The sequence below is a fragment of the Nonomuraea sp. LP-02 genome (genome assembly GCF_036289125.1).
In the GTDB taxonomy this organism is placed as follows: Bacteria; Actinomycetota; Actinomycetes; order Streptosporangiales; family Streptosporangiaceae; genus Nonomuraea; species Nonomuraea bangladeshensis.
In genome coordinates this window covers 7,134,354-7,153,175 of the sequence record NZ_JAXCLK010000001.1, presented here as the reverse complement: position 1 = coordinate 7,153,175, position 18,822 = coordinate 7,134,354, and the positions used below count along the sequence as shown (strand labels likewise).

Below are 18,822 nucleotides of genomic sequence, written 5' to 3'. Positions count from 1 at the left end.
AGCAGACCGGCCATCAGATCGGCCATAGATCGGCCATAGATCGGCCATGGCCGGACTCAGGCATGTCGGCGGCTTCGGTAGGCGGCGGTCTTGGCGCGTGCCGTGCACGCGCTACTGCAGTAGCGCCGCGATCCGTTGCGGGTGAGGTCGATATAGACGGCGTCACACCGGTGAGCTTCGCCTTGCCCGAACCGGTCCGGACCGTAGCCGTCCACGATCAGGGCCAGCGCGGTGGCGAACTCGCCTCCCAAGGTCAAGCTGAGCACGCCGGTGCTCAGTCTCGCGCTGCTCCTGGCCGCGCTCGTGGCCGGCCTCGCCTATCGCCCTACGACTCGCCCTACGACGGCCGCTTCGACGCCACCTGACGACCACGACGACCCGGATCGTGCCCGGGCGAACCGGTCTGCATGACGACGTCAAGTGCTCCCGCGCCCACGTGCTCGATGTCGGTGCCGGGACGGTGCTAGTAAGTCTCGCCGTTCATGACACGCGTCCATCCAGAGATTTGAAATGTAGGTCCCGTGCATACCGTAATCCGTACCAGTCACCTTCCAGAGGCGGACCGATTCGAGTACTGGACCGAATCGGTCTCCCGGGTTCTCATGCCGGTGAACCTGTACACCCGCGATCCCGCGAGGTTCCGGGGCTCCATGCATCTGCTCGACCTCGGTCCTGTGCAGATCAGCCGCATGACTTGTTCATCCGTCCACACGCGAAGAACGGACAAGCACATCCGCCGGTCGGATCCGGAGGTAATCCTGAACCTGACCCGTCTGAGGCGGGGGTGGCAGTTCGCCGGGGAGTGCCTGCTTCCCGTTGCGGTGGCCGTTCCGCTGGTGGCCGACCTGTTCTGTGCGCCCGGTTGGGACGCTCTCGACCTCGCCGCCGTCATGGTCGGGTCGCTCGCGCTCGTGGCCTGGCGCCGGGCTCCCCTGGTGCCGCTACTCGTCACCACCGCCTGCATGCTGGTGCACGTGCTCCACGCCCCAGCCGGCCTGTCGGCCGCTCTCCCGGTTCTGGTGTCAGTGTTCGCCGCGGCACGGGCCGGACATCAGCTGCTCGCCGCGCTGGCCGGCGTCGTCTTCCTCGGCGCCGGCCCGGCGATGAGCCCGGCCGCCGTCTCCAGCCACCCCGGCCACGAGTTCGTCGAAAGCACGGGCCTGCTGCTCGGCTGGTTCATCGCCGCCGGGCTGATCGGCGTGGTGATTCGGCTCCGGCAACCGTGCCTGCGGAAGGCGGAACAAGACTCGATCGACGCCGAGCGCGCACGCGAGGAGGGCGCCAGGTGGCGGGCGGATCACGAGCGGCTGCGTATCGCCCGGGAACTGCACCACTCTCTTACCCAGAACATTTCGGTCATCAAGGTCCAGGCTGGGGTGGCGGTCCATCTGGCCCGCAAGCGTGGCGAAGAGGTCCCGGCGGCCCTCCTGGCCATTCAGGAGGCCAGCGGTGACGCCATGCGCGAACTGGGCGCCACCCAGCACGTACTGCACGACCCTCGTTGAAAGGCGGAGGCAAGCCCGTACGGCCGGCGCGGCCGTACGAAGCCGTCGACGCCCATCCTCGACATACCCTGGCGACGTGCCCGTCCCGCCCGAGACGACCGTCACCGGGTCCGCCGTCGGACGGTGCCGCACACAGCAGGAATGCCCTCCGTGCCGTCCTATGACTGGTCCGACCGGGAGCTCGTCGCCTCATGGCGACGCCAGGACGCGGCCTGTGGCAGAGCGGCGACCGTTCCGGCGAGCCTGTACACGGCGATCGCGACCGGCGGGCCGAGCAGGTCAGCCAGCGGGCCGGTGAACAGTACACCGATCCCCTGAGCCGCGACGAGTGCCGCGCCGGCGAAACCGACCCCTTGGCCGCGCCGCTCCGGCGGCACGGCCCGCACGAACGCCGCGTTGGCGATCATCTGGTACGCGGACAGAACGCCGGCGAGTGCCCAGGCGATCGCGGTGACGGCCACCCCCGGCGCGAACGCGCTCACCACCAACGGCAGACAAGCCGGCGCTGCCAGCGTCGCCAGCCTGGCCGTTCCCGCCGACAGCCGGTTGACCAGGTACATTCCCAGCAGGCTGCCCGCAGGGATGGAACACAGCAGCACCCCCTGTGGCCGCCCCCGGCAAGGCACACGTCCCCTGGGACGGAAGCGCGTGCAACGCCGGCCGTCGGGCGAGTTCGCTGAGGGTGCCGTCGAGGACTATGTGCAGGCTGTGGAATGGATCAGGTTTGACTCCTGGGCGTGCCCGCGTCGCAGGGCTGGGTGCCGGGATCGCGGTAGAGGGACAGCAGGCAGCGGCCAAGCGCCTGCTGGCCGAACGCGTTGGGGTGCATGGCCTCCTGCTGGTGTCCTTGGCTGATCCCCGCGCCGGCGGTGCCGTACCGTACCCACTCCATCGTGTCGCCCAGTTCGGCGGCGTCGTCCAGCGGACCGGCCTGGCGTGTGCCCTGCTCGCACAACGCGTGGCCCTCCACGGCGCCCAGCATGCTCAAGAACTCCACACCGGTCGCGGTGGCGACGCGGCGCAGCATGGCGTCGATCGCCGGTGCCAGGGTGTCGTGCATCAGGTCGAAGTCGGCGTCCCACAGCGGGCAACCGCCCACGAGCGTGCGCGTGGCGGTCTTGCCGCCACCGCCCTCGCCGTAGCGCACCCGGGCCGAGGAGGGCACCGGAGAGGGATAGGACTGAAGGATCAGCCGGTAGTCGGCAGAACGGGCCGACGCCTGGCTCATCACCTGGCGGATCTTCTGCACCGCCAAGGTCACCTGTTGCTCCACCGCCGGCAGCGCGGCGACAAACCGATCGCCCTCGCCGGTGGAGTCGCAGGAGCGCTTGTCGCCCGCCATGTACAGCGCGGCGCAGCGGCGCAGCATCCCGGACAGGTTCAGGTCGTTGCCGCCGATCGACAGCACGACCACCTCGACCTGCTGGGTGGCGGCAACCTGCGCAAGCAGTTCGGCTTGGGAGGCGGTGTTCTCCTTGAACGCCTCGTTGATGACGTGCCGGGTCTCCGCCCCTGAACAGGCCAGGTTGACCGGGGTGAGCCCGGCCCGGCTCAGCCCGGTGATCTCGGCCGCATCGGAACGGTGACACCCGGTGCCCTCTCCCTGCACGGCCGTGCCGTCATACACCCGCTGGGGGTCGTAGTGGCAGATCAAACGCCTGCGATAAGCGGCCCGGTCGGTTCCGCCGCGGGTGCAGCCCGCAGCGGCGGACACCGTGCTGTTACCCCACCACCGGCCTGCCTCTCCGGAGATGAAGCTGTCTCCCAAGGACACCGCCACCTGCTCGGTTGCCTGGGCCTGGGCGGGTGCGGGAACGGCCAGGGCCGTGGCGCTGAGCGCCAGGATCGCCAGAACCCGACCGGCATGCCCGGCACGGCGCAAGTGACGGGGGCGGTGGGGGACGGCGGGAACGCTGCGGAGATGCTGCGGGAGGGTAGCGCTCACTGCTGTTCCTTTCACGGCGCGCGGGAGACGCCTTTTGAGTCGGCCTTCGGGGTGTGGAAGAACGGGAACGTACGCCTGACCTCGGTGTTCGGGGCTGCTGGAGATCCACTGGCTTTCTTGTCAGATGAGTGGTGTGTTGCGAAGGCGTCCAGTCCTGCCGGGCTGTCTGTGGTCCGGGTCGGGGCCTTCGGCGATGGCGATGTCGCCCCTCAGCGCGTGGAAGCACACAAACACGCGCTTAAGCCCGTTTCCCCAGCTCACGAGGGATGCATGAGACGAGGCCGCCCGGGGAGCAGGTGGACTACGGCGGCGGGCAAGTATTGTTCAGCTCCGCCTGCTCTGCCGTCATGTGCGATGTCCTTTCTGGTGGGCGCCTGCGAAGTGTCTCCGAGCCGATCCTTGTCCGGTCACGAAGATCCACAGCGGCAAGGCGCCCCTGGATTGCCTCCTGGCCGCCCGGTCGAGAGCTCTCGCGCGGCGGATGCGACGATCGGTGCCCTGCTGCCGGCCGCAGGGCACCGCGCCCGGATCCGCGCTTCAGGAGAAGACGACGGAGCGCACCAGCAGGCGATCGGAAGCACCCGCACCTGGGCGCAGGCTGTAGAAGACATCCCCCGTACAGCCGGCCTCCAGGAAGACCGTGGCGGTTGCGTCGGTCAGGTTCTTCGGCGCGTAGGCGGCCGACGTGCCGTCAGAGCCGGCTCCCTGAATGTCGATGCATCTCCTGCTCGGGGGGTCGTTGATGAAGCCGACGGCGTCGTACCCGTCGGCGGTCTGGTAGGAGTAACGGAACTGGCCTGTGGCGGCCGATGCGGGGCCGGGAACGGCCAGAACCAGCATGAGGGCGCCGCCGGCGGCAGCCAGGGCAGAGTGCCGACGCATGGATCTTCCTTTCGCGAGGACGACGAAAACACGCTCTGTGTTTATGAAGTCACAGTGAGTGTTTGTTGTCGAGTCCGCAAGGGCTTGCCGGGACACATCCAGGCGTAGTCACCGGCAGCGGCGCTCGGCACGAACGAGCAGCGAGCCGCCCAGCTATGTGTGGAGTGCCAGCCACGCTGACTTGGTCGCCTTCGCGAAGACCTCTGCCGCACGAGCTTCCGCCGTACGACCATGTGCGCGCAGACCTGTAGCGTGATCGTCCCAGTTCACCTTCCGCGGGAGGCCGGGCAGCCGTGTGAAACGAGAACGGGCGATCGGGCAGGGTGGCAGGAGGACAGCAGGAGCGGCAGGACGGAGACGAGCGCGTGGCCGGTTGGAGCGCGATGGCGGGGATGCATGACTTCGTCGTGCCCGACGAGGTGGCCGCGCGCGCGTTGGCCGAGCAGCTCGCGGAGTACGGGTTCTCCTGCGTTTTCGCACGTCCGCACCCCCATGGCGGCTGGCTGGTGATGGCGCTCGACGAGGGTCCCTACCCGGTCGACACCGTGGGTCACCGGCAGTTCGATGCGGTGAACCGGGAAGCCGCGGCGATCGCGCGGACGTACGGCGGCCGGCCCCGTAGCGGCAGCCGGTTCGACATCAGCCGGATAGCCGAGCATCGCAGCTGGACCGCCCCGATCGAGGCGAGGGGGACAAAGGCGCGACCGCCGGTCCCGGAGGTCACCATCGCCCCGGCACCACCTCTGGAACCACTGGCGCTCGCACCGGACTTCGCCACCCCGGGGATTGTGGAGCTGACCGGTCTCGACGACGTGTCATGGGGCGATTTGGAGCACGCGCACGGGCCCGCCGACGACATCCCCGGCCTGCTGCGCGAGCTGGCGGACGGCACGGAGGAGTGGGACGAGGTCCTCGACGAGCTGTTCGGCGACGACCTGCTGCACCAGGGCGACTGCTACGAGGCCACAGCCCCCGCGCTGCCGTTCCTCACCCAGCTGATCGTCGCCGACGTGGTGCCGGCCCGGCAGCGCCGGGACCTCTACGTGTGGCTGATGATGGCTGGTGGCCGCCGCAACGACAACCTGGTCGCGTTCGCCGATCTCGCGCTGGACGAAGGGGAGCCGCTTCAGCCGGGTGCGTGGACCGAGGAGGTGTACCGGACCGTCGGCGATCAGGTTCCGGTGCTGCTGGAACGGTGGGAAGCCGAGCCGCCGGGGATCCGATTCGTACTCGCCGTCCTTGCCGCGCAGCATCCCGGGCACGGCGTGAGGGTCGCCGACCGGATCGCTGCGTTGGCGGCCGGGCTCGACGGGACGCAGCAGGGTGCGTACCTGCGGCTCGCCGTGGAACTTGTGCAGGGCCGCGACGCGGATGCGCTGGCCCTCGCCTCCGAGATCATCGATTGGGCGGACCGCCTGGAGCCGAAGTGGCTGGAGGCTCAGGGCGTGCCCGACGGCATCAAGGCGGCGCACGTGCTGGCCGAAGGCGCGCTCTACACGATCACATAGCTGCACCATGCGGCCGCCGGACCACGAGCCTGATCACCAGCTCGTGCGGCTCGGCATTGTCTGAGGTCGAGCTTCGGCAGGTCTCGCGCATGATCGTCACTGAGGTGCTGATCTCTTTGAAACCGTCGGCACGGCTACGTTCCAGCAACTCGCCGGAGCGGAAAAGGCACTGAGCGGCAAGCGAGACCCCTCAGCCCGGGAACCCCTGGCTGCCATCAGCTCGGCGCATCGGAGCCTGAATCAGTCTCCTGCGTAATCCACGCCAGGTAGTCGGCGCTTCCTTCCAGCACCGGTACAGCGATGATCTCCGGCACGTCGTAGGAGTGCACCTCCCGCACGCCCGCGGCCATCTCGTCGAAGAGGTCAGCGGTGGTCTTGAGCACCTCACGGGTGAAGTCGGCGCGCTCGCATCGGTCCCGGAGCGTGCTGCCGCCCGTCCAGATGCCATCAAGGCGACAGCGGATAAGAGCCAGCCTTCTTGCGGGAGAGGAGCAATCGGCGGGCGTCGCGATCCAGGCTGATGATGGTCACCTTGACGCGCTCGCCGACCTGAACGACCTGTTCGGGAGTCTCGACAGGCACGGAGACGAGCTCATCCAAGGGCACCAGGCCCTCGATGCCTTCTACGACTCTGACGAAGACTCCGAACGGGACGAGCTTGGTTACGGTTCCGCAGAACTCTTGTCCCTCGCGAGCCGCGTCGGCGAACTCCTGGAAAGGATCAGGCTGAAGTGCGCGAAGGGAGAGCCTGGCTTCGCCCTGGCTGGTATCGAAGCCGAGAACGGAACAGGTGACCCTCTGCCCTACCTCGACGACCTCAGAGACCTCATCGAAATGTCGCCAGGACAAGTCGGGGATCGAGATGAAACCTACTCCTGGATAGACGGGATGCGGCGGCCCATCATCCAGCGCCACGAACACACCGAACCGCTGCACGTCTGCCACTTCGCCGCTGAGTACCTCGCCAGGGCGGAGTCCTTTCAGGAATGCCCAGAGTTCGGGATTCTCGGTCGCGGCCAGCGACAGGCCGATCCGTTCCTCTTCCTCATCGACATCGATCACTTCGGCGGTGACGCACCGGCCGACCTGTATGACCTCATCCCATGGGTGACCCCAGGAGGCGTGCAAAGGCCCGATGTCCGCCGATGCCAGACCCAGCTGCCCGTCAAGCCTCACCGCGGCCCCGTGAGGAGGTCCGACCTGCGTGATCGTCCCCGAGACGATGTCGCCGACCCGAACCGCCCTCAAGACCTCCACTATGTCTTGATCGTTCGTCGGTCTGTCCACACTGCCCACTTTGTCATAACCACGGTGATGTCACCCGCTGCAAGTACCGGGCCATCAGCGGGCCATCAACAGGGGTGACGAGGGGTCAACCACCGTCACTCAAGACCGGTCCGTTGCCCAGCTCAGCGCCTTATCATGCCGTGATCGATGCAGTTCCCAAGCTGACAGCGCCGCTTCCGCCTCCTGCACCATCAGCCCGGGAGCACGGAGTTCGCTAAGGTAGCAATCTTCGGATGACGCAAGTTTCCGGAGTCTTTGAAAGCGAACGTTCGTGACGAACCCTGACCAGACGTCCGCGCAACTCCGTCTCGACGCCGCCGACTGGAAGCCCTCCTCGTCGAAGAAGAACTGGGGGGCCCGAAGAATCCCGTCTCACCCCGAAGCGCGGGCTTCGCCCGCATTTGATCGACGGCCGGACGGCCGTCTGGCCAGCCGCTTCACCCTGCAGTACCCCGAAAGCACCTTCGGCCGGCTGATGCTCCACCGCCGCCTCACCCGCGACTACGAAGCACGCCCCGACCACTCCGAAGCCATGATCCACATCGCCATGATCGACCTCATGGCTCGCCGCCTCTTACCGGCGAGAACACCCCCACATGGCGCGGCACCTGAACCTGGACCAGACAGGATCAACGCCCACAAACGCCCACTAACCGTCTACGCCGAAACAGGTGGAGTACGAATACGGCGCGATGGCCACCTGAATTTGGCAGTCGATCTCGCCGATGGCGCGGAAGATCACGGTGATGTCGGGATAGGCGGCCTGCAGCCCGAGAGCGACGAAATAACGGTCGCTGTCGAACACGATGCGATAGAGCCCGCGGTGGAATTCGCCGCACTCCCAATCCAGCAGGTGCCCGGAGCTGTCGGCCTCGACGGTGGTGACGACGCGCCATCCCTCGCGCGTCTCCAGATCGAGCCGGGCGGCGATACCGGCGGCGCCCCGACCATACACCATGTCTCGTGCCTGCGCCGTGATCCTCATCTTCCCGATACCCTTTCGTCACAGCCCATGGCGCAGGAATTCATCTCCGCGCTTGAGAAATGCTGTACGGCACCAATGCCGCCGACCGGATCGTAGTGTTCCAGCCCGCGTTATCGGCACGGCTTCGTCCCGCTATCGGCCCCCAGGGATAGCCGGTGATTGCGGTCGGGAAGCATTCTGATAACGCGCGGATGGCGGCTCTTCCTACGGTGAGAGCACGCCGGAAAGCCGCTCCAACAAACGGGGCGCGACTCGACCGGCATCGGCTATCTCGACCGGATGGAAGGGCTCATCATGAGGAACAACACCGCCGACCACCCCGCCCGCGGCTTTCTCACCCGCTTCTTCGTGCGCGCCATGCTCGTCCTCGGCGCCACCACCGCGGGCACGGCCATCGCGTTCGGAGGTGTTCCGGCGATCGCCGACGAGGTGCCCATTCCCGTCATGATCAGCCAGCCCGGCAACACCCCCTGGGACTAACCCGGCTCCGCCACTTCGAACAGCGGAACATTGTGAGCCACCACTCCGTTCCCCAGTGGGCGCCGGCGCGGGCCTCGCCCGCCGGGGAACGAATCGCCCTGTAGGCGAAATCTATGCAATTAGGGTGGATTTCAATCCCTCAAAACCGTTATTCTCTACAAAGCTACGCGAACCGGGTCAGCGGCTTCGCGCATTGCGTCATCCATGGCAGGACTCCATGTTGGGCTCGGGCGCTCGCGCCGGAGCCCTTCAAGCGTTCCTGGAGTCCTCGGATGTTGAGCGGCAACCGGCACGGGCTCTGCGTGTTGAGGGCTCAACTTGGGGAGGCCGCTCGTCAGTGAGGGAGTGACGGGTGGAGTTTCGAGTTCTTGGGCCACTGGAGGTCGCCGTCTCCGACGACCGGCTGGATCTGGGAGGAAGCAGACAACAGACGCTACTCGCCGTCCTGGTGCTCGAGCCCAACCGCGTGGTGACGATGGGGCGCCTGATCGAAGCGATCTACGACGACAACCCGCCGACCACCTCACGCTCCCAGGTGCAGATCTGCATCTCCTCCCTGCGCCGTCTCTTCTCCCGGCACGGCGCGCCGGCCCTGATCGCCACCCATTCGCACGGTTACATGCTCCAGGCCGACGACGACTACATCGATTTCCAGCGCTTCATCCGGCTGACCGGCCAGGCCCGGCAATCCCGCGAGGCGGGCCGGCCCGAGGAGGCGGTACGACACCTCCGCCAGGCCCTGGCGTTGTGGCGGGGCACCGCGCTTGAGGGCATTGACAGCCGGCTCGTGCAAATGGCCGCCAGCCGGCTGCACGAGACCCGTATCGCGGTCAACGAGGAGCGCCTCCAGCTGGAACTGGACCTCGGCAACCATCACGAGCTGGTCCCCGAGCTGACCGAGCTGGTGAAGACCTATCCCCTCCGGGAGCGAATACGCGGGCAGCTCATGCTGGCCCTCTACCGGTCGGGACGGCAGGCCGAGGCACTGCAGGCGTACCGGGACGCCCGGCGCACGGCGATCGAGGAGCTCGGCATCGAGCCGAACGAGCAGCTCCAGCGGCTCGAGCACGGCATCCTCACCTCCGACGAGAAGCTGGCCGCGCCCGCCCCGCCCAAGAGCACCGTCACGATCAGGCAGGACGCCGCGGTCGAGGCGGAGCTCGACCCGGACCGCTCCATCCACGCTCTCCAGGTTGCGGTGCCGCGGATGCTCCCCACCGACATCGGGGATTTCACCGGCAGGGACCAGCAGGTGGAGGACATCCGCCAGTACCTGATCCAAGCCGCCGAGGACCCGGCCCGCTTCGCGGTGCCGATCGTGACGATCTCCGGCAAGGCGGGCGTGGGCAAGAGCACGATCGCCGTGCACGTCTCGCACAGCCTGAGCGAGCGTTTCCCCGGAGGGCAGCTCTACGCCAACCTGCACGGCGCCGCCGCCCGGCCGCTCTCCGCAGGGCACGTGCTCGAGCGTTTCATCCGGGCGATGGGCGTGCCCGCGAGCATCATCCCCAAGAGCCTCGATGAGCGTGCCGAGATGTACCGGGCCCTGCTGGCCGACCGCAAGGTGCTGGTCGTGCTGGACGACGCCCAGAGCGAGAGCCAGCTCCTGCCGCTGCTGCCGGGCGAGCCGACCAGCGCGGTCGTGGTCACCGGACGGCAACGGCTGGCGGGGCTGGCCGGTGCGCTGCACATCGAGGTGGAGGTGTTCGAGATGCGCCAGTCTATCGACCTGCTCTCGCGCATCGCCGGCGACGACCGGGTAAGGGCCGAGCAGCAGTCCTCGGCCAAGCTGGCCCGTCTGTGCGGGCACCTGCCGTTCGCCCTGCGCATCGCGGGGGCGCGGTTGTCGGCCCGGCCGCACTGGAGCATCGAGCAGCTCGCGGGGCGGCTAGAGGACGAGACCCGCCGGCTGGACGAGCTCAAGCACGGCGGGATGGAGATCCGGGCCAGTATCCTCCTGACCTACGAGAGCATCAGCGAGGAGGCCAGGAGGCTGTTCCGGCTGCTGGCGATCCTCGACTTCGCCACGATCTCGCCCTGGGTGGGCGCCGCGCTGCTGGGCCGGCCGGTGTCCGAACCGCAGGACCTGCTCGACGACCTCGCCGACGCCCAGCTCATCGAGGCCACCGGCCTCGGGCGGCAGGGCGGCTACCGGTTCCACGACCTGATCAAGGTGTTCGCCCGCGAACAGCTCGCCACGGTGGAGTCTCCAGCCGAGCGCAAGGCCGCCCTGGCACGGGTGTTGGGCGCGCTGCTGTACCTGGCCGAGGCGGCCCACCGAAAGGAGTACGGCGGCGACTACGCGCAGATTCACAGCCGGGCGGCCCGCTGGCCGCTGCCCGACGACCTGGTCGGCCAGCTCGTCCAGGACCCGCTGCAGTGGTACGAGCAGGAGCGGATGACCCTGGTCAGCGGCATCCGCCAGGCGGCTCAGGCCGGGTTCGCCGAGCTGGCATGGGATCTGGCCATCAGCACGGTCACGCTGTTCGAGTCGCGGGTGTACTTCGAGGACTGGCGCGACACCCACGAGATCGCCCTGGCCGCCGCGAAGCTGGCGGGCGACGTGCGCGGCCAGGCCGCCATGCTCTACTCGCTCGGCTCGCTCCACCTGGCCGAGCAGCGTTTCTCCGAGGCCCGCACCCATTTCGACGCCGCGCTCACCCTGTTCCAGGAGACCGGCGAGAGCCAGGGCATCGGCCTGGTCATCCGCAACCTCGCCCTGCTCGACCGGATGATCGGGCGTTACGAGGAGGCGGCCGCCCTCTACGAGGAGGCGCTGCACATCTTCCAGCGGACCGGTGACCACGCGGCCGCCGCGCACGTCATCAACAGCCTCGCGCAGCTTCGCCTGGACTCCGACGACGTCGACGGCTCCAAGGAATTGCTGACCAGGGCGCTGCGGCTGAGCAGGGAAAGCGGCAGCCGCCGGGTGGAGGCGCAGGTGCTGCACCGCATGGGGCACACGCATCTGCACGCCGGAGAGCCGGCGGAGGCGGTGCAGGTCTTCGAGCAGGCCCGGCAGATCGTCCGTAGGACCGGCGACCGCGCCGGGGAGGCCTATGCCCTGCATGGGCTGGGCCTGGCCCACCTGTGCATCGACGACCACCACGCCGCCGAGACCGCTCTGAAGGAGGCGCTGGAGCTCACAGGAGTCGTCGGCCACCGCCTGGCCGAGGCCCGGATCAGGCTGGCCATGGGCGAGGTGGCCCTGTCCCGGCGCCGGCCGCAGGAGGCCGTGCCGCACCTGCGCGACGCGCTCACCCTGTTCAAGGTCATCAAAGCCCCGATGTACACGGTCAACGCGCTGATCCTGCTCAGCGACGCGCACATGGCGGTGGGCCACCCGGAGACGGCCCGGCAGGTGCTGCTCGAGGCGCGCACGCTGTGCGAAGCGCTCGACTCGCCCCCGGCCAAACAACTTTCGGTGACCTTCTCGGAACGACTGCTGGAGCACGGCATATCCTGAAGCCAACAAACACGGACAGTACACACAATGATCGGCGGACACCCCCACGCCATCGAAGCGGCCTCCCCCGTGCCCACCACCGGGTACGCTGCCGGCCCTCACCGGAGCAGCTGTCGAGGTGGGCCGCCGCGCAGTTGCTGGAGGCCGAGTGCAACGCCGACGGACGGCAGCGCGGCGACATCGTGCTGATCACCGACGGCGAGTGTGGCGTGAGCGAGGAATGGATGCGCGCCTGTAACCAGGCCAAGCACACGCTGGACTTCCGGGTCTTCGGCGTGGCCATCGCCCCCTCCCCTGGCCCCGTCTTGGAGGCGCTGTCGGACAACGTGCGCGCCATCACCGACCTGGCCGACTTCGGCGCTGCCCGCTCACGTGGTCTCCAACACCCCGTGCCCGAAGGAGACCTGCCACGCGTTCTCCCCACACAGCAAAGGGGTGCCCCGCCACCAGGCGGGACACCCCTCGTGTGACACCACGGAACGCAACCGCGGGGCACTTCACCTGCCGTGGGACGCGGCCAGATGATCAGCAGCAGCCGACCGACCAGGAACCGCAGGAGCCGTTGCAGTACGTCGCCGCCACGGTGTTGCAGATGGCGGCGGTGACGGCCACGCTGCAGGGGATGGTGGTACCGCCGTTGATGCCGTCCAGCTCGTCGTCGGGGATGACGACGCCGCCCGCGGGGTGCGTGGGCAGGGAATTGCGCTGCTTCTCGGAGAGGGAAGCCCGGTACAGAGGGTTCTTCCACGCCTTGGCGATGTTCACATCGTTTCCCTTCATTGTTGCGGGTGTTTTACAGCAGATTGCGCCTTGACTGAGGAGAACGCTATTCGCCGCCAATTGCCCTCACGTGGAATGACGATGAAATTTCCATGGAGAAGTGATGGGCCGGAACCGTTCCATGTTCGCCGCACCGATGCCGGCACTCTGGCCGTCAGGGCCGGCAGGTGTCGCCACCCATTCTGAACAGGGATATTGCGGCTCTGTGCCCGTCCGCATCGGTGCTGTCGATGATGGCGGAACGCTCGGATAAAGGCGATCAAACAGCCTTGCCTACCATTCGCGAATCAGCCACAATGCAGTCTGATCGCACTGGGAACCACGAAAGGAGGAGCGAATGACGTCCAATGGCGAAAATCGATCCGAGTCGATGGCGGCTCTGTTCGCCCTGGCCGATCTCGTATCGCCGATGGCTCTTCGGGTGGCCGCGAGTCTGCGCATTTTCGATCGCGTCGCCGACGGTATGGACACCATCGACGCGCTGGTTACCGCGACCGGCGCCGATCCCCGAGGGATCGCGGCGTTGACGGGCCATCTCGTGGATCGCGAGCTTCTCACCTCAGAGGACGGCGATCGCTTCGGCCTGACACCGCTGGGTGCGGCACTGCGCGACTCGGCGGGGCCGGCGCGCGCCGCGCTCGACCTGGACGGCCCGGTCGGACGGTACGACCTGGCGGTGTTCGGCCTGCTGGACACCGTACGATCGGGCGAACCGGCTTTCGAGAAACTTCATGGCACGACCTACTGGCAGTCGATCTCGGCCGCTCCCGCGTCGGCCGCCGCGCTGGGAGAGCTCCAGTCGCCCGTCCCGCTGTTCGATGCCGAGCTGCTCCTGGGGAAGGTCGACTGGAGCCAGGCGCGGCGGATCATCGACCTCGGTGGCTCCAACGGCGCGTTACTGGTCGCCATTCTCGAGCGTCACCCTCATCTCACCGGCGCGATCCTGGATCTGCCCGGCCTGGCCGAGAACGCGAAACGAGCCGTGCGGGAGTCGAGCGTCCGCGAGCGCGCCACCGTGATTCCCGGCGACTTCTTCGCCGGGGTTCCTTCGGGCTTCGACCACTACCTGCTCAGCGCCGTACTGGCCGATTTCGACGATGAGCGTGCCGTCACGCTGCTGCGGAACGTCGCGGCGGCTGAGCCGGCAGCGCGGATCGTGGTCAGCGAGGTGTCGATGTGGGTTCCCGGCGCCCCGAGAGACTTCCGGCTGGACCTGCTGATGATGTGCGGGGCGGCCGGATTCGAGCGAGACGTCGACGAGGTCATCGCACTCGCGCTGCGGGCGGGACTCACGCCCGCCGCCACGCCCGTCCAGTTCGGCCAGCGCTTCGTCGTCGAGTTCGTCGCCGGAAGCGCCGAAAGCGCCGGAAGCGTCGTACCCGCCGCCCGCTGACGGCGGGCTGGTGCGGCGAACCGCCGGCCGCCTCGCGCACCCGCCGTCGCGGCCCGGAGCGGCCGAGGGCGACGTCATGACAGGTGACCTCGGGCTCGCGGGAGCGTGCCCGAGGTCTTCGCGCATCTTCGTGCCGCCGATGCGGCCACCCGCCAGGAGAACACGGCTGCTGCCGTAGCGATGCCCCCCCATCAACGCAAGACGGTGCGGGGGCTTTCGTGCGTCCACGCCACGCGGATAGCAGGAGGAAAGCAGACCGATAGAGCTCCCATGGACTCTGACAACGGACGAGCGGCGAAACGAGCGAGACGACATTCAAGAGCCAGCCCACTGATGCCTGGTACGCGGGCCAGGCTCGCCAGCACACGCCGGCACCCTTCGAGCCTCCTATCGGGCACCCGGAAGAAAGGCGCAGATCTTGAATGAACGACAACGCCAACACGGTTCCCTCACTGTCAGGCAGGTGATTGTCGATGACGCAAACACATGAATCGTTACTCGAGGCCTCGCCGGAGGAGTCCGGGAAAGCGGGTCTCCCGGCGCTGGGCGCCCTTCCTTATCTGCGGGCCCACCTCGGCGTTCTTTCCGTCGCCGCGCTGCTCTCCCTGCTCGCCACAGGTCTGTCCCTGTCCCAGCCGCTGCTGGTCTCCGAGATCATCGACGCGATCTCCGCATCGGAACCGCTGATGTTCGCCGCCGTCGCGCTGATCGGTGTCCTCCTGGCCGGCTCGCTGGTGTCCGGCGTCCGGGATTTCCTGTTGCAGCGCGCGGGCGAGGGGCTGGTCCGCAGGCTGCGGGACGTGCTCGTCGACCGGTTGATGCGCCTGCCGATCGTCGAGTACGACCGGCGCAGGGCGGGGGACCTGCTGTCCCGCGTCAGTTCGGACACCACCCTGCTGCGTGCGCTGGTCACCTCCGGCGCCTTCGATCTCGTCGCCGGGGGCCTCATGGTGATGGGTTCCGTGGTGGCCATGGTGATCGTCGATCCCGTCCTGTTCGGCGCCACCTGCGCGGGCCTGCTGGGAGGGCTCGTGTCCTCCTTCCTCGCGGCCCGGCGGATGCGCCCGCTGTCGGAGCAGGCGCAGGCGCGGGTCGGCGAGGTGACCGCGGCAGTGGAGCGCGCGCTGTCCGCCGTGCGGACGATCCGCGCCGCGGGCTCCGAGGCCCGGGAGACCTCCGTGATCGCCGCCTACAACGGGCGCGCCTGCGAGGCGGGGGTCAAGCTGGCCGGCTGGCGGGCCCTGGTCTCGCCCCTGGTCTCGCTCGGGACCCAGGGCGCGTTCCTGCTGGTGCTCACGGTGGGAGGCGTGCGCGTCTCCTCCGGCGCGATCTCGGTCGGTGAGCTGATCTCGTTCGTGCTCTACCTGTCCTTGCTGGTCAATCCTCTGCTCCAGGCGATCGGCGCGTACACCCAGATCATGTCCGGGCTTGGCGCGTGGAACCGGGTCCGCGAGATCCTGCGGATCCGGCCCGAGGGCGCGGATGCGGCGGCGCGGGGGGAGGCTGTGGATCCGGACGTCCCGGACTCCGGCGTTGAGCTCGAGTTCGACAATGTCGACTTCGACTACGGAGAGGGGCCGGTACTGCGCGGGGTGAGTTTCACGGTGGAGTCCGGAACCAGGACGGCGCTCGTCGGGCCCTCGGGAGCGGGCAAGTCCACCGTCCTCGCTCTCATGGAGCGCTTCTACGAGCCGGTTTCCGGTGTGATCCGCGTCGGTGCGACCGACACCGCAGACCTCACCCACGCTCAGGTGCGGCGCAGGCTCGCCTACGTCGAGCAGGAGGCGCCGGTCCTGTCCGGGACCATCAGGGAGAACCTCCTCCTCGCCGCTCCCGACGCCTCCGATGACAGACTCCTCGAAGTGCTGCAGGAGGTGAACCTGACGGAGATCCTCAGCCGGTCCTCCCTCGGCCTGGACGCCGAGGTGGGAGATGGTGGCGTGCGTCTGTCGGGGGGCCAGCGCCAGCGGCTCGCCATCGCCCGAGCACTGCTCACCGACGCCTCGGTGCTGCTCCTGGACGAGCCTACGAGCCAGCTGGACTCGATCAACGAGGAGGCGCTGCGCGAGGCCATCTCCGCCGCGGCGCGCAGTCGCACCCTCGTCATCGTCGCGCACCGCCTCTCGACGGTGATAGACGCGGACCAGATCCTCCTCATGGAGGAGGGGCGCGTGATCGGGCGCGGGACCCACGACGAGCTGGTCGCGTCCAACGGCAGGTACCGGGACCTCGTCAGCGGGCAGCTCCTGGGCGGGTTGATACCCGATCGCCTGGAAGCGGCCGGCTGGGAAGGCGCGGAGCAGCGGGAACTGATCGCGTCACAGAAGGACGGTGCTCTCCATGCGGGCGAATGAGAAGGTCTATTTCTCGCTTCTCGGTCCGTTCCGGGTGTGGGTATACGGCCAGGAGCTCGTCCTCGGCCCCATCCGGCAGCAGGCGGTCCTGCTCTCCCTGGTGCGCAGCCACAACCAGGTCGTATCGGTCTCGCGTCTGTTGCGGGACGTGTGGGGAGAGGCGCCGCCGCGCAGCGGTCACCGCACCATCCCGCCCTACATCTACCGCTTGCGCAAGCTCGTACCGGAAGGACGGAAGTGCTGGGAGGGGCTGCCCATCGAGCGCAGCAGGGAAGGCTACGTGTTGCGCGCCGCCCCGGAACAACTCGATTGCACGGAGTTCGACCGGCTGGTGCGGGACGGGCAGGCGGCCCAGCGGAAGGGCGACCTCGAAACGGCCTACTCCCTGGTCAGCCAGGCGTTGAACATGTGGGGCGAGGAGCCTCTCGTGGGGCTGGCCGGCCCCTTGGCGCAGTCGACCCGGATGCGCCTCGTGGAGCAGCGCCTGATGGTGATCGAGCAGCGCATCCAGCTCGCCTTCCTCATGGGCCGCCACCGGCTCGTGATCCCCGAGCTTCTCCAGCACGTCGAGATGGATCCCCTCTACGAGCCCATGAGCCGGCTGCTGATGGTCGCCTTGTACACGTGCGACCGCCACGCGGAGGCGCTCAACGTCTTCCACGAAACGAGAAAACGGCTGGTCGAGGAGACCGGCATGGAACCGGGCAGGAAACTGCAGCGGACCTACGAGGCCATCCTCCGTGCGGACCTGAACCCTCCCGACGACATTCAGGGACTCGTGGCGCAGGGGAGGGTGGGATGAGCGCGGGCCGGAACGGTCTCGGGCTCATCTGCCCGGCGGGGGTGGAGTCGGCGGGGCAGGCGCTCGCCTTCGGCCGCTGCGCCGACCGCCTGGGCCTGGGCCGCTTGTGGCTGGGGCAGTACTTCACGCTGGATCCTCATCAGGTCCATGTGCACCTGGCGGCGTCCGGGGTGCGGACGTCTCGGGGGACGTCGGTGACCCTGACCCCGCTGCGCCATCCCCTGGAGGCCGCGCTCCAGGCCCGCGGGGCGGCGGTGCTGACCGGGCGGCCCTTCGTCGCCGGGTTCGGCCCCGGTACGCCCGACTTCGTCGCGTCGATGCTCGGGCGGCCCTATCCCAGCCCTCTGGACGCGATGCGCCGGTACCTGACGGCGGTACGCGGGCTGCTCGACGGTGAGGCGGTGCGCTGGGGGGAGCACGACCAGGGGGCGGTCGCCCTGCCCGAGCTGGAGCACCCCGCCGTCGAGGTGGGCGCCGGCGTGCTCCGGCCGGGGATGGCCAGGGTGGCCGGCGAGGTGGCCGACTGCGTCATCACCTGGATGACGCCCCCCGACTACCTCCGCGACATCATCGTCCCCGCTCTGGAGGAGGGGGCGGCCAAGGCGGGGCGCCCCGGCCGGCCACGGGTGATCACGGTGGTTCACGTGGCCACGAGGCGGGAGGGCCGCAATCCGCACGCCCTGGCCTTCCACGCGGCGCGGGCGCACCTCTCCCAGCCGAACTACGCCGCGATGCTCAGGTCCGCGGGACTCCCCATCGACCCGGCCGACCCCGTCTCCGGAGCCCGGGCCCTGGTGAACTTCGACGTCTTCGTCTCGGGAACGCCCGCGGACGTCGCCGGCGAGCTGGGGCGCTACCGGGAGGCGGGTGTGGACGAGGTCGTGCTCAACCCCTGCGGTGTGCTGCTGGCCGAAGGGGCGGAGGCGGCGCTGCGCGATGTGGAGGAGATCGTCGCGGCGTTCGCACCCCGGCGGGAGGCCGACCGCGCGGGGGCGGGTCTGAGCCGCGGGTTGCCGGCGGACGTCCCTCCGTGAGGCTGATGGCGCGGGTGCCCGGGAAACCCCCGGGCACCCGACGGGAGGGCGCACCCTTGCGGGTACACCCTCCCGGAGTCAAGGCGCACGATGCACGGGTGCCGACACCGATCGGTGCGGTGAGGGCCCTGCGGCCGGGGTCAGCAGTACCAGACGCAGGCCCCGCTGACGGGGTCCATGGTGACGGAGTCGCAGCAGCCGAACGACCACAGGGTCTCGCTCTCGATGCCGCCGGACTGCATCAACATGTCGTCGGGCAGTTCGATGATGCCGGACGGGTGCAGCGGCGCGTCGGTGAGCGTCGCACGGTAGTTCGGGTCCTTCCAGGCGCGGATGATGTTGGTGTTCGTCATTTCCTCTACTTCCTTTCATGGGTGACAGCGGGACGGGAGCCCGTCCCA

Annotated in this window: 18 protein-coding genes and 1 pseudogene; 10 read left to right on the top strand and 9 right to left on the bottom strand. The window is 68.5% G+C overall.

Annotated features, from left to right (window positions below):
• Positions 1-56: 56 nt before the first annotated feature.
• Positions 57-266: a CGNR zinc finger domain-containing protein gene (locus tag SMD20_RS33605; RefSeq protein ID WP_329589048.1), complete on the bottom strand. Its 210-nt coding sequence runs from the start codon at positions 264-266 to the stop codon at positions 57-59.
• A 255-nt stretch (positions 267-521) separates the two neighbouring features.
• On the opposite strand from SMD20_RS33605, the gene SMD20_RS33600 reads away from it, so the two are divergent.
• The gene (locus tag SMD20_RS33600; protein WP_329589046.1) at positions 522-1,505 is read left to right on the top strand and encodes a histidine kinase; all 984 of its coding nucleotides are present in this window, start codon (positions 522-524) and stop codon (positions 1,503-1,505) included.
• Positions 1,506-1,663: 158 nt separating this feature from the next.
• On the opposite strand, the gene SMD20_RS33595 is transcribed toward SMD20_RS33600, so the two are convergent.
• The 3 genes from SMD20_RS33595 to SMD20_RS33585 all read right to left on the bottom strand — a co-directional run bounded on the left by SMD20_RS33595 (position 1,664) and on the right by SMD20_RS33585 (position 4,332).
• Positions 1,664-2,065 (bottom strand): hypothetical protein, encoded by a 402-nt coding sequence (locus tag SMD20_RS33595; protein ID WP_329589044.1) that lies wholly within the window; start codon positions 2,063-2,065, stop codon positions 1,664-1,666.
• Between the two features lie 158 nt (positions 2,066-2,223).
• Positions 2,224-3,450 carry a GDSL-type esterase/lipase family protein gene (locus SMD20_RS33590; RefSeq protein WP_329589042.1) on the bottom strand — a complete coding sequence of 409 codons (1,227 nt, stop codon included), beginning with the start codon at positions 3,448-3,450 and terminating at the stop codon, positions 2,224-2,226.
• 537 nt (positions 3,451-3,987) lie between these two features.
• On the bottom strand, positions 3,988-4,332 hold the full coding sequence (locus tag SMD20_RS33585; RefSeq protein ID WP_329589040.1) for a hypothetical protein: 345 nt from the start codon (positions 4,330-4,332) through the stop codon (positions 3,988-3,990).
• A 365-nt stretch (positions 4,333-4,697) separates the two neighbouring features.
• Here SMD20_RS33585 and SMD20_RS33580 point away from each other — a divergent pair, with 365 nt between their 5' ends.
• Entirely contained in the window at positions 4,698-5,840 is a 1,143-nt protein-coding gene (locus SMD20_RS33580; protein WP_329589039.1) for a hypothetical protein, read from the top strand.
• A gap of 215 nt (positions 5,841-6,055) precedes the next feature.
• Here the strand turns inward: SMD20_RS33580 and cutA are convergent, their stop codons facing one another.
• Complete coding sequence (gene cutA, locus SMD20_RS33575; RefSeq protein WP_329589038.1) at positions 6,056-6,223, bottom strand: divalent cation tolerance protein CutA; 168 nt, start codon at positions 6,221-6,223, stop codon at positions 6,056-6,058.
• A 64-nt stretch (positions 6,224-6,287) separates the two neighbouring features.
• On the bottom strand, positions 6,288-7,127 hold the full coding sequence (locus tag SMD20_RS33570; RefSeq protein ID WP_329589037.1) for a S1 RNA-binding domain-containing protein: 840 nt from the start codon (positions 7,125-7,127) through the stop codon (positions 6,288-6,290).
• A 472-nt stretch (positions 7,128-7,599) separates the two neighbouring features.
• Between SMD20_RS33570 and SMD20_RS33565 the strand changes: the two are divergent.
• A pseudogene (locus SMD20_RS33565) lies at positions 7,600-7,739 on the top strand (IS5/IS1182 family transposase); the annotation flags it as partial.
• 37 nt (positions 7,740-7,776) lie between these two features.
• Here SMD20_RS33565 and SMD20_RS33560 read toward each other — a convergent pair.
• The gene (locus SMD20_RS33560; protein ID WP_329589035.1) at positions 7,777-8,112 is read right to left on the bottom strand and encodes a hydroxyisourate hydrolase; all 336 of its coding nucleotides are present in this window, start codon (positions 8,110-8,112) and stop codon (positions 7,777-7,779) included.
• 294 nt (positions 8,113-8,406) lie between these two features.
• Here SMD20_RS33560 and SMD20_RS33555 point away from each other — a divergent pair, with 294 nt between their 5' ends.
• The 3 genes from SMD20_RS33555 (at position 8,407) to SMD20_RS33545 (ending at position 12,528) form a co-directional block, all read left to right on the top strand.
• Positions 8,407-8,592 (top strand): hypothetical protein, encoded by a 186-nt coding sequence (locus tag SMD20_RS33555; protein WP_329589033.1) that lies wholly within the window; start codon positions 8,407-8,409, stop codon positions 8,590-8,592.
• Positions 8,593-8,944: 352 nt separating this feature from the next.
• Entirely contained in the window at positions 8,945-12,058 is a 3,114-nt protein-coding gene (locus SMD20_RS33550; protein WP_329589031.1) for an AfsR/SARP family transcriptional regulator, read from the top strand.
• A gap of 134 nt (positions 12,059-12,192) precedes the next feature.
• Positions 12,193-12,528 (top strand): hypothetical protein, encoded by a 336-nt coding sequence (locus SMD20_RS33545; RefSeq protein ID WP_329589030.1) that lies wholly within the window; start codon positions 12,193-12,195, stop codon positions 12,526-12,528.
• Positions 12,529-12,583: 55 nt separating this feature from the next.
• Here SMD20_RS33545 and SMD20_RS33540 read toward each other — a convergent pair whose 3' ends face one another.
• Positions 12,584-12,823, bottom strand: a complete 240-nt coding sequence (locus SMD20_RS33540; protein ID WP_329589028.1) for a mersacidin/lichenicidin family type 2 lantibiotic — start codon at positions 12,821-12,823, stop codon at positions 12,584-12,586.
• A gap of 352 nt (positions 12,824-13,175) precedes the next feature.
• Here SMD20_RS33540 and SMD20_RS33535 point away from each other — a divergent pair, with 352 nt between their 5' ends.
• The 4 genes from SMD20_RS33535 to SMD20_RS33520 all read left to right on the top strand — a co-directional run bounded on the left by SMD20_RS33535 (position 13,176) and on the right by SMD20_RS33520 (position 18,421).
• The gene (locus SMD20_RS33535; RefSeq protein WP_329589026.1) at positions 13,176-14,231 is read left to right on the top strand and encodes a methyltransferase; all 1,056 of its coding nucleotides are present in this window, start codon (positions 13,176-13,178) and stop codon (positions 14,229-14,231) included.
• A gap of 473 nt (positions 14,232-14,704) precedes the next feature.
• Entirely contained in the window at positions 14,705-16,585 is a 1,881-nt protein-coding gene (locus tag SMD20_RS33530; RefSeq protein ID WP_329589024.1) for an ABC transporter ATP-binding protein, read from the top strand.
• Entirely contained in the window at positions 16,572-17,387 is an 816-nt protein-coding gene (locus SMD20_RS33525) for an AfsR/SARP family transcriptional regulator (protein ID WP_329589022.1), read from the top strand. The genes SMD20_RS33530 and SMD20_RS33525 overlap by 14 nt, the downstream gene beginning before the upstream one ends.
• Positions 17,384-18,421 carry an LLM class flavin-dependent oxidoreductase gene (locus SMD20_RS33520; protein ID WP_329589020.1) on the top strand — a complete coding sequence of 346 codons (1,038 nt, stop codon included), beginning with the start codon at positions 17,384-17,386 and terminating at the stop codon, positions 18,419-18,421. Before SMD20_RS33525 ends, SMD20_RS33520 begins: the two co-directional genes overlap by 4 nt.
• Before the next feature lie 140 nt (positions 18,422-18,561).
• Here SMD20_RS33520 and SMD20_RS33515 read toward each other — a convergent pair whose 3' ends face one another.
• Positions 18,562-18,774, bottom strand: a complete 213-nt coding sequence (locus SMD20_RS33515) for a mersacidin/lichenicidin family type 2 lantibiotic (protein ID WP_329589018.1) — start codon at positions 18,772-18,774, stop codon at positions 18,562-18,564.
• Positions 18,775-18,822: the final 48 nt, after the last annotated feature.

Coding starts and splice junctions, on each gene's coding strand:
- SMD20_RS33595 (WP_329589044.1), bottom strand. CDS start 2,065: ATGTACCTGGTCAACCGGCTGTCGGCGGGAACGGCCAGGCTGGCGACG.
- SMD20_RS33585 (WP_329589040.1), bottom strand. CDS start 4,332: ATGCGTCGGCACTCTGCCCTGGCTGCCGCCGGCGGCGCCCTCATGCTG.
- SMD20_RS33560 (WP_329589035.1), bottom strand. CDS start 8,112: ATGAGGATCACGGCGCAGGCACGAGACATGGTGTATGGTCGGGGCGCC.
- SMD20_RS33555 (WP_329589033.1), top strand. CDS start 8,407: ATGAGGAACAACACCGCCGACCACCCCGCCCGCGGCTTTCTCACCCGC.
- SMD20_RS33535 (WP_329589026.1), top strand. CDS start 13,176: ATGACGTCCAATGGCGAAAATCGATCCGAGTCGATGGCGGCTCTGTTC.
- SMD20_RS33530 (WP_329589024.1), top strand. CDS start 14,705: ATGACGCAAACACATGAATCGTTACTCGAGGCCTCGCCGGAGGAGTCC.
- SMD20_RS33525 (WP_329589022.1), top strand. CDS start 16,572: ATGCGGGCGAATGAGAAGGTCTATTTCTCGCTTCTCGGTCCGTTCCGG.
- SMD20_RS33520 (WP_329589020.1), top strand. CDS start 17,384: ATGAGCGCGGGCCGGAACGGTCTCGGGCTCATCTGCCCGGCGGGGGTG.
- SMD20_RS33515 (WP_329589018.1), bottom strand. CDS start 18,774: ATGACGAACACCAACATCATCCGCGCCTGGAAGGACCCGAACTACCGT.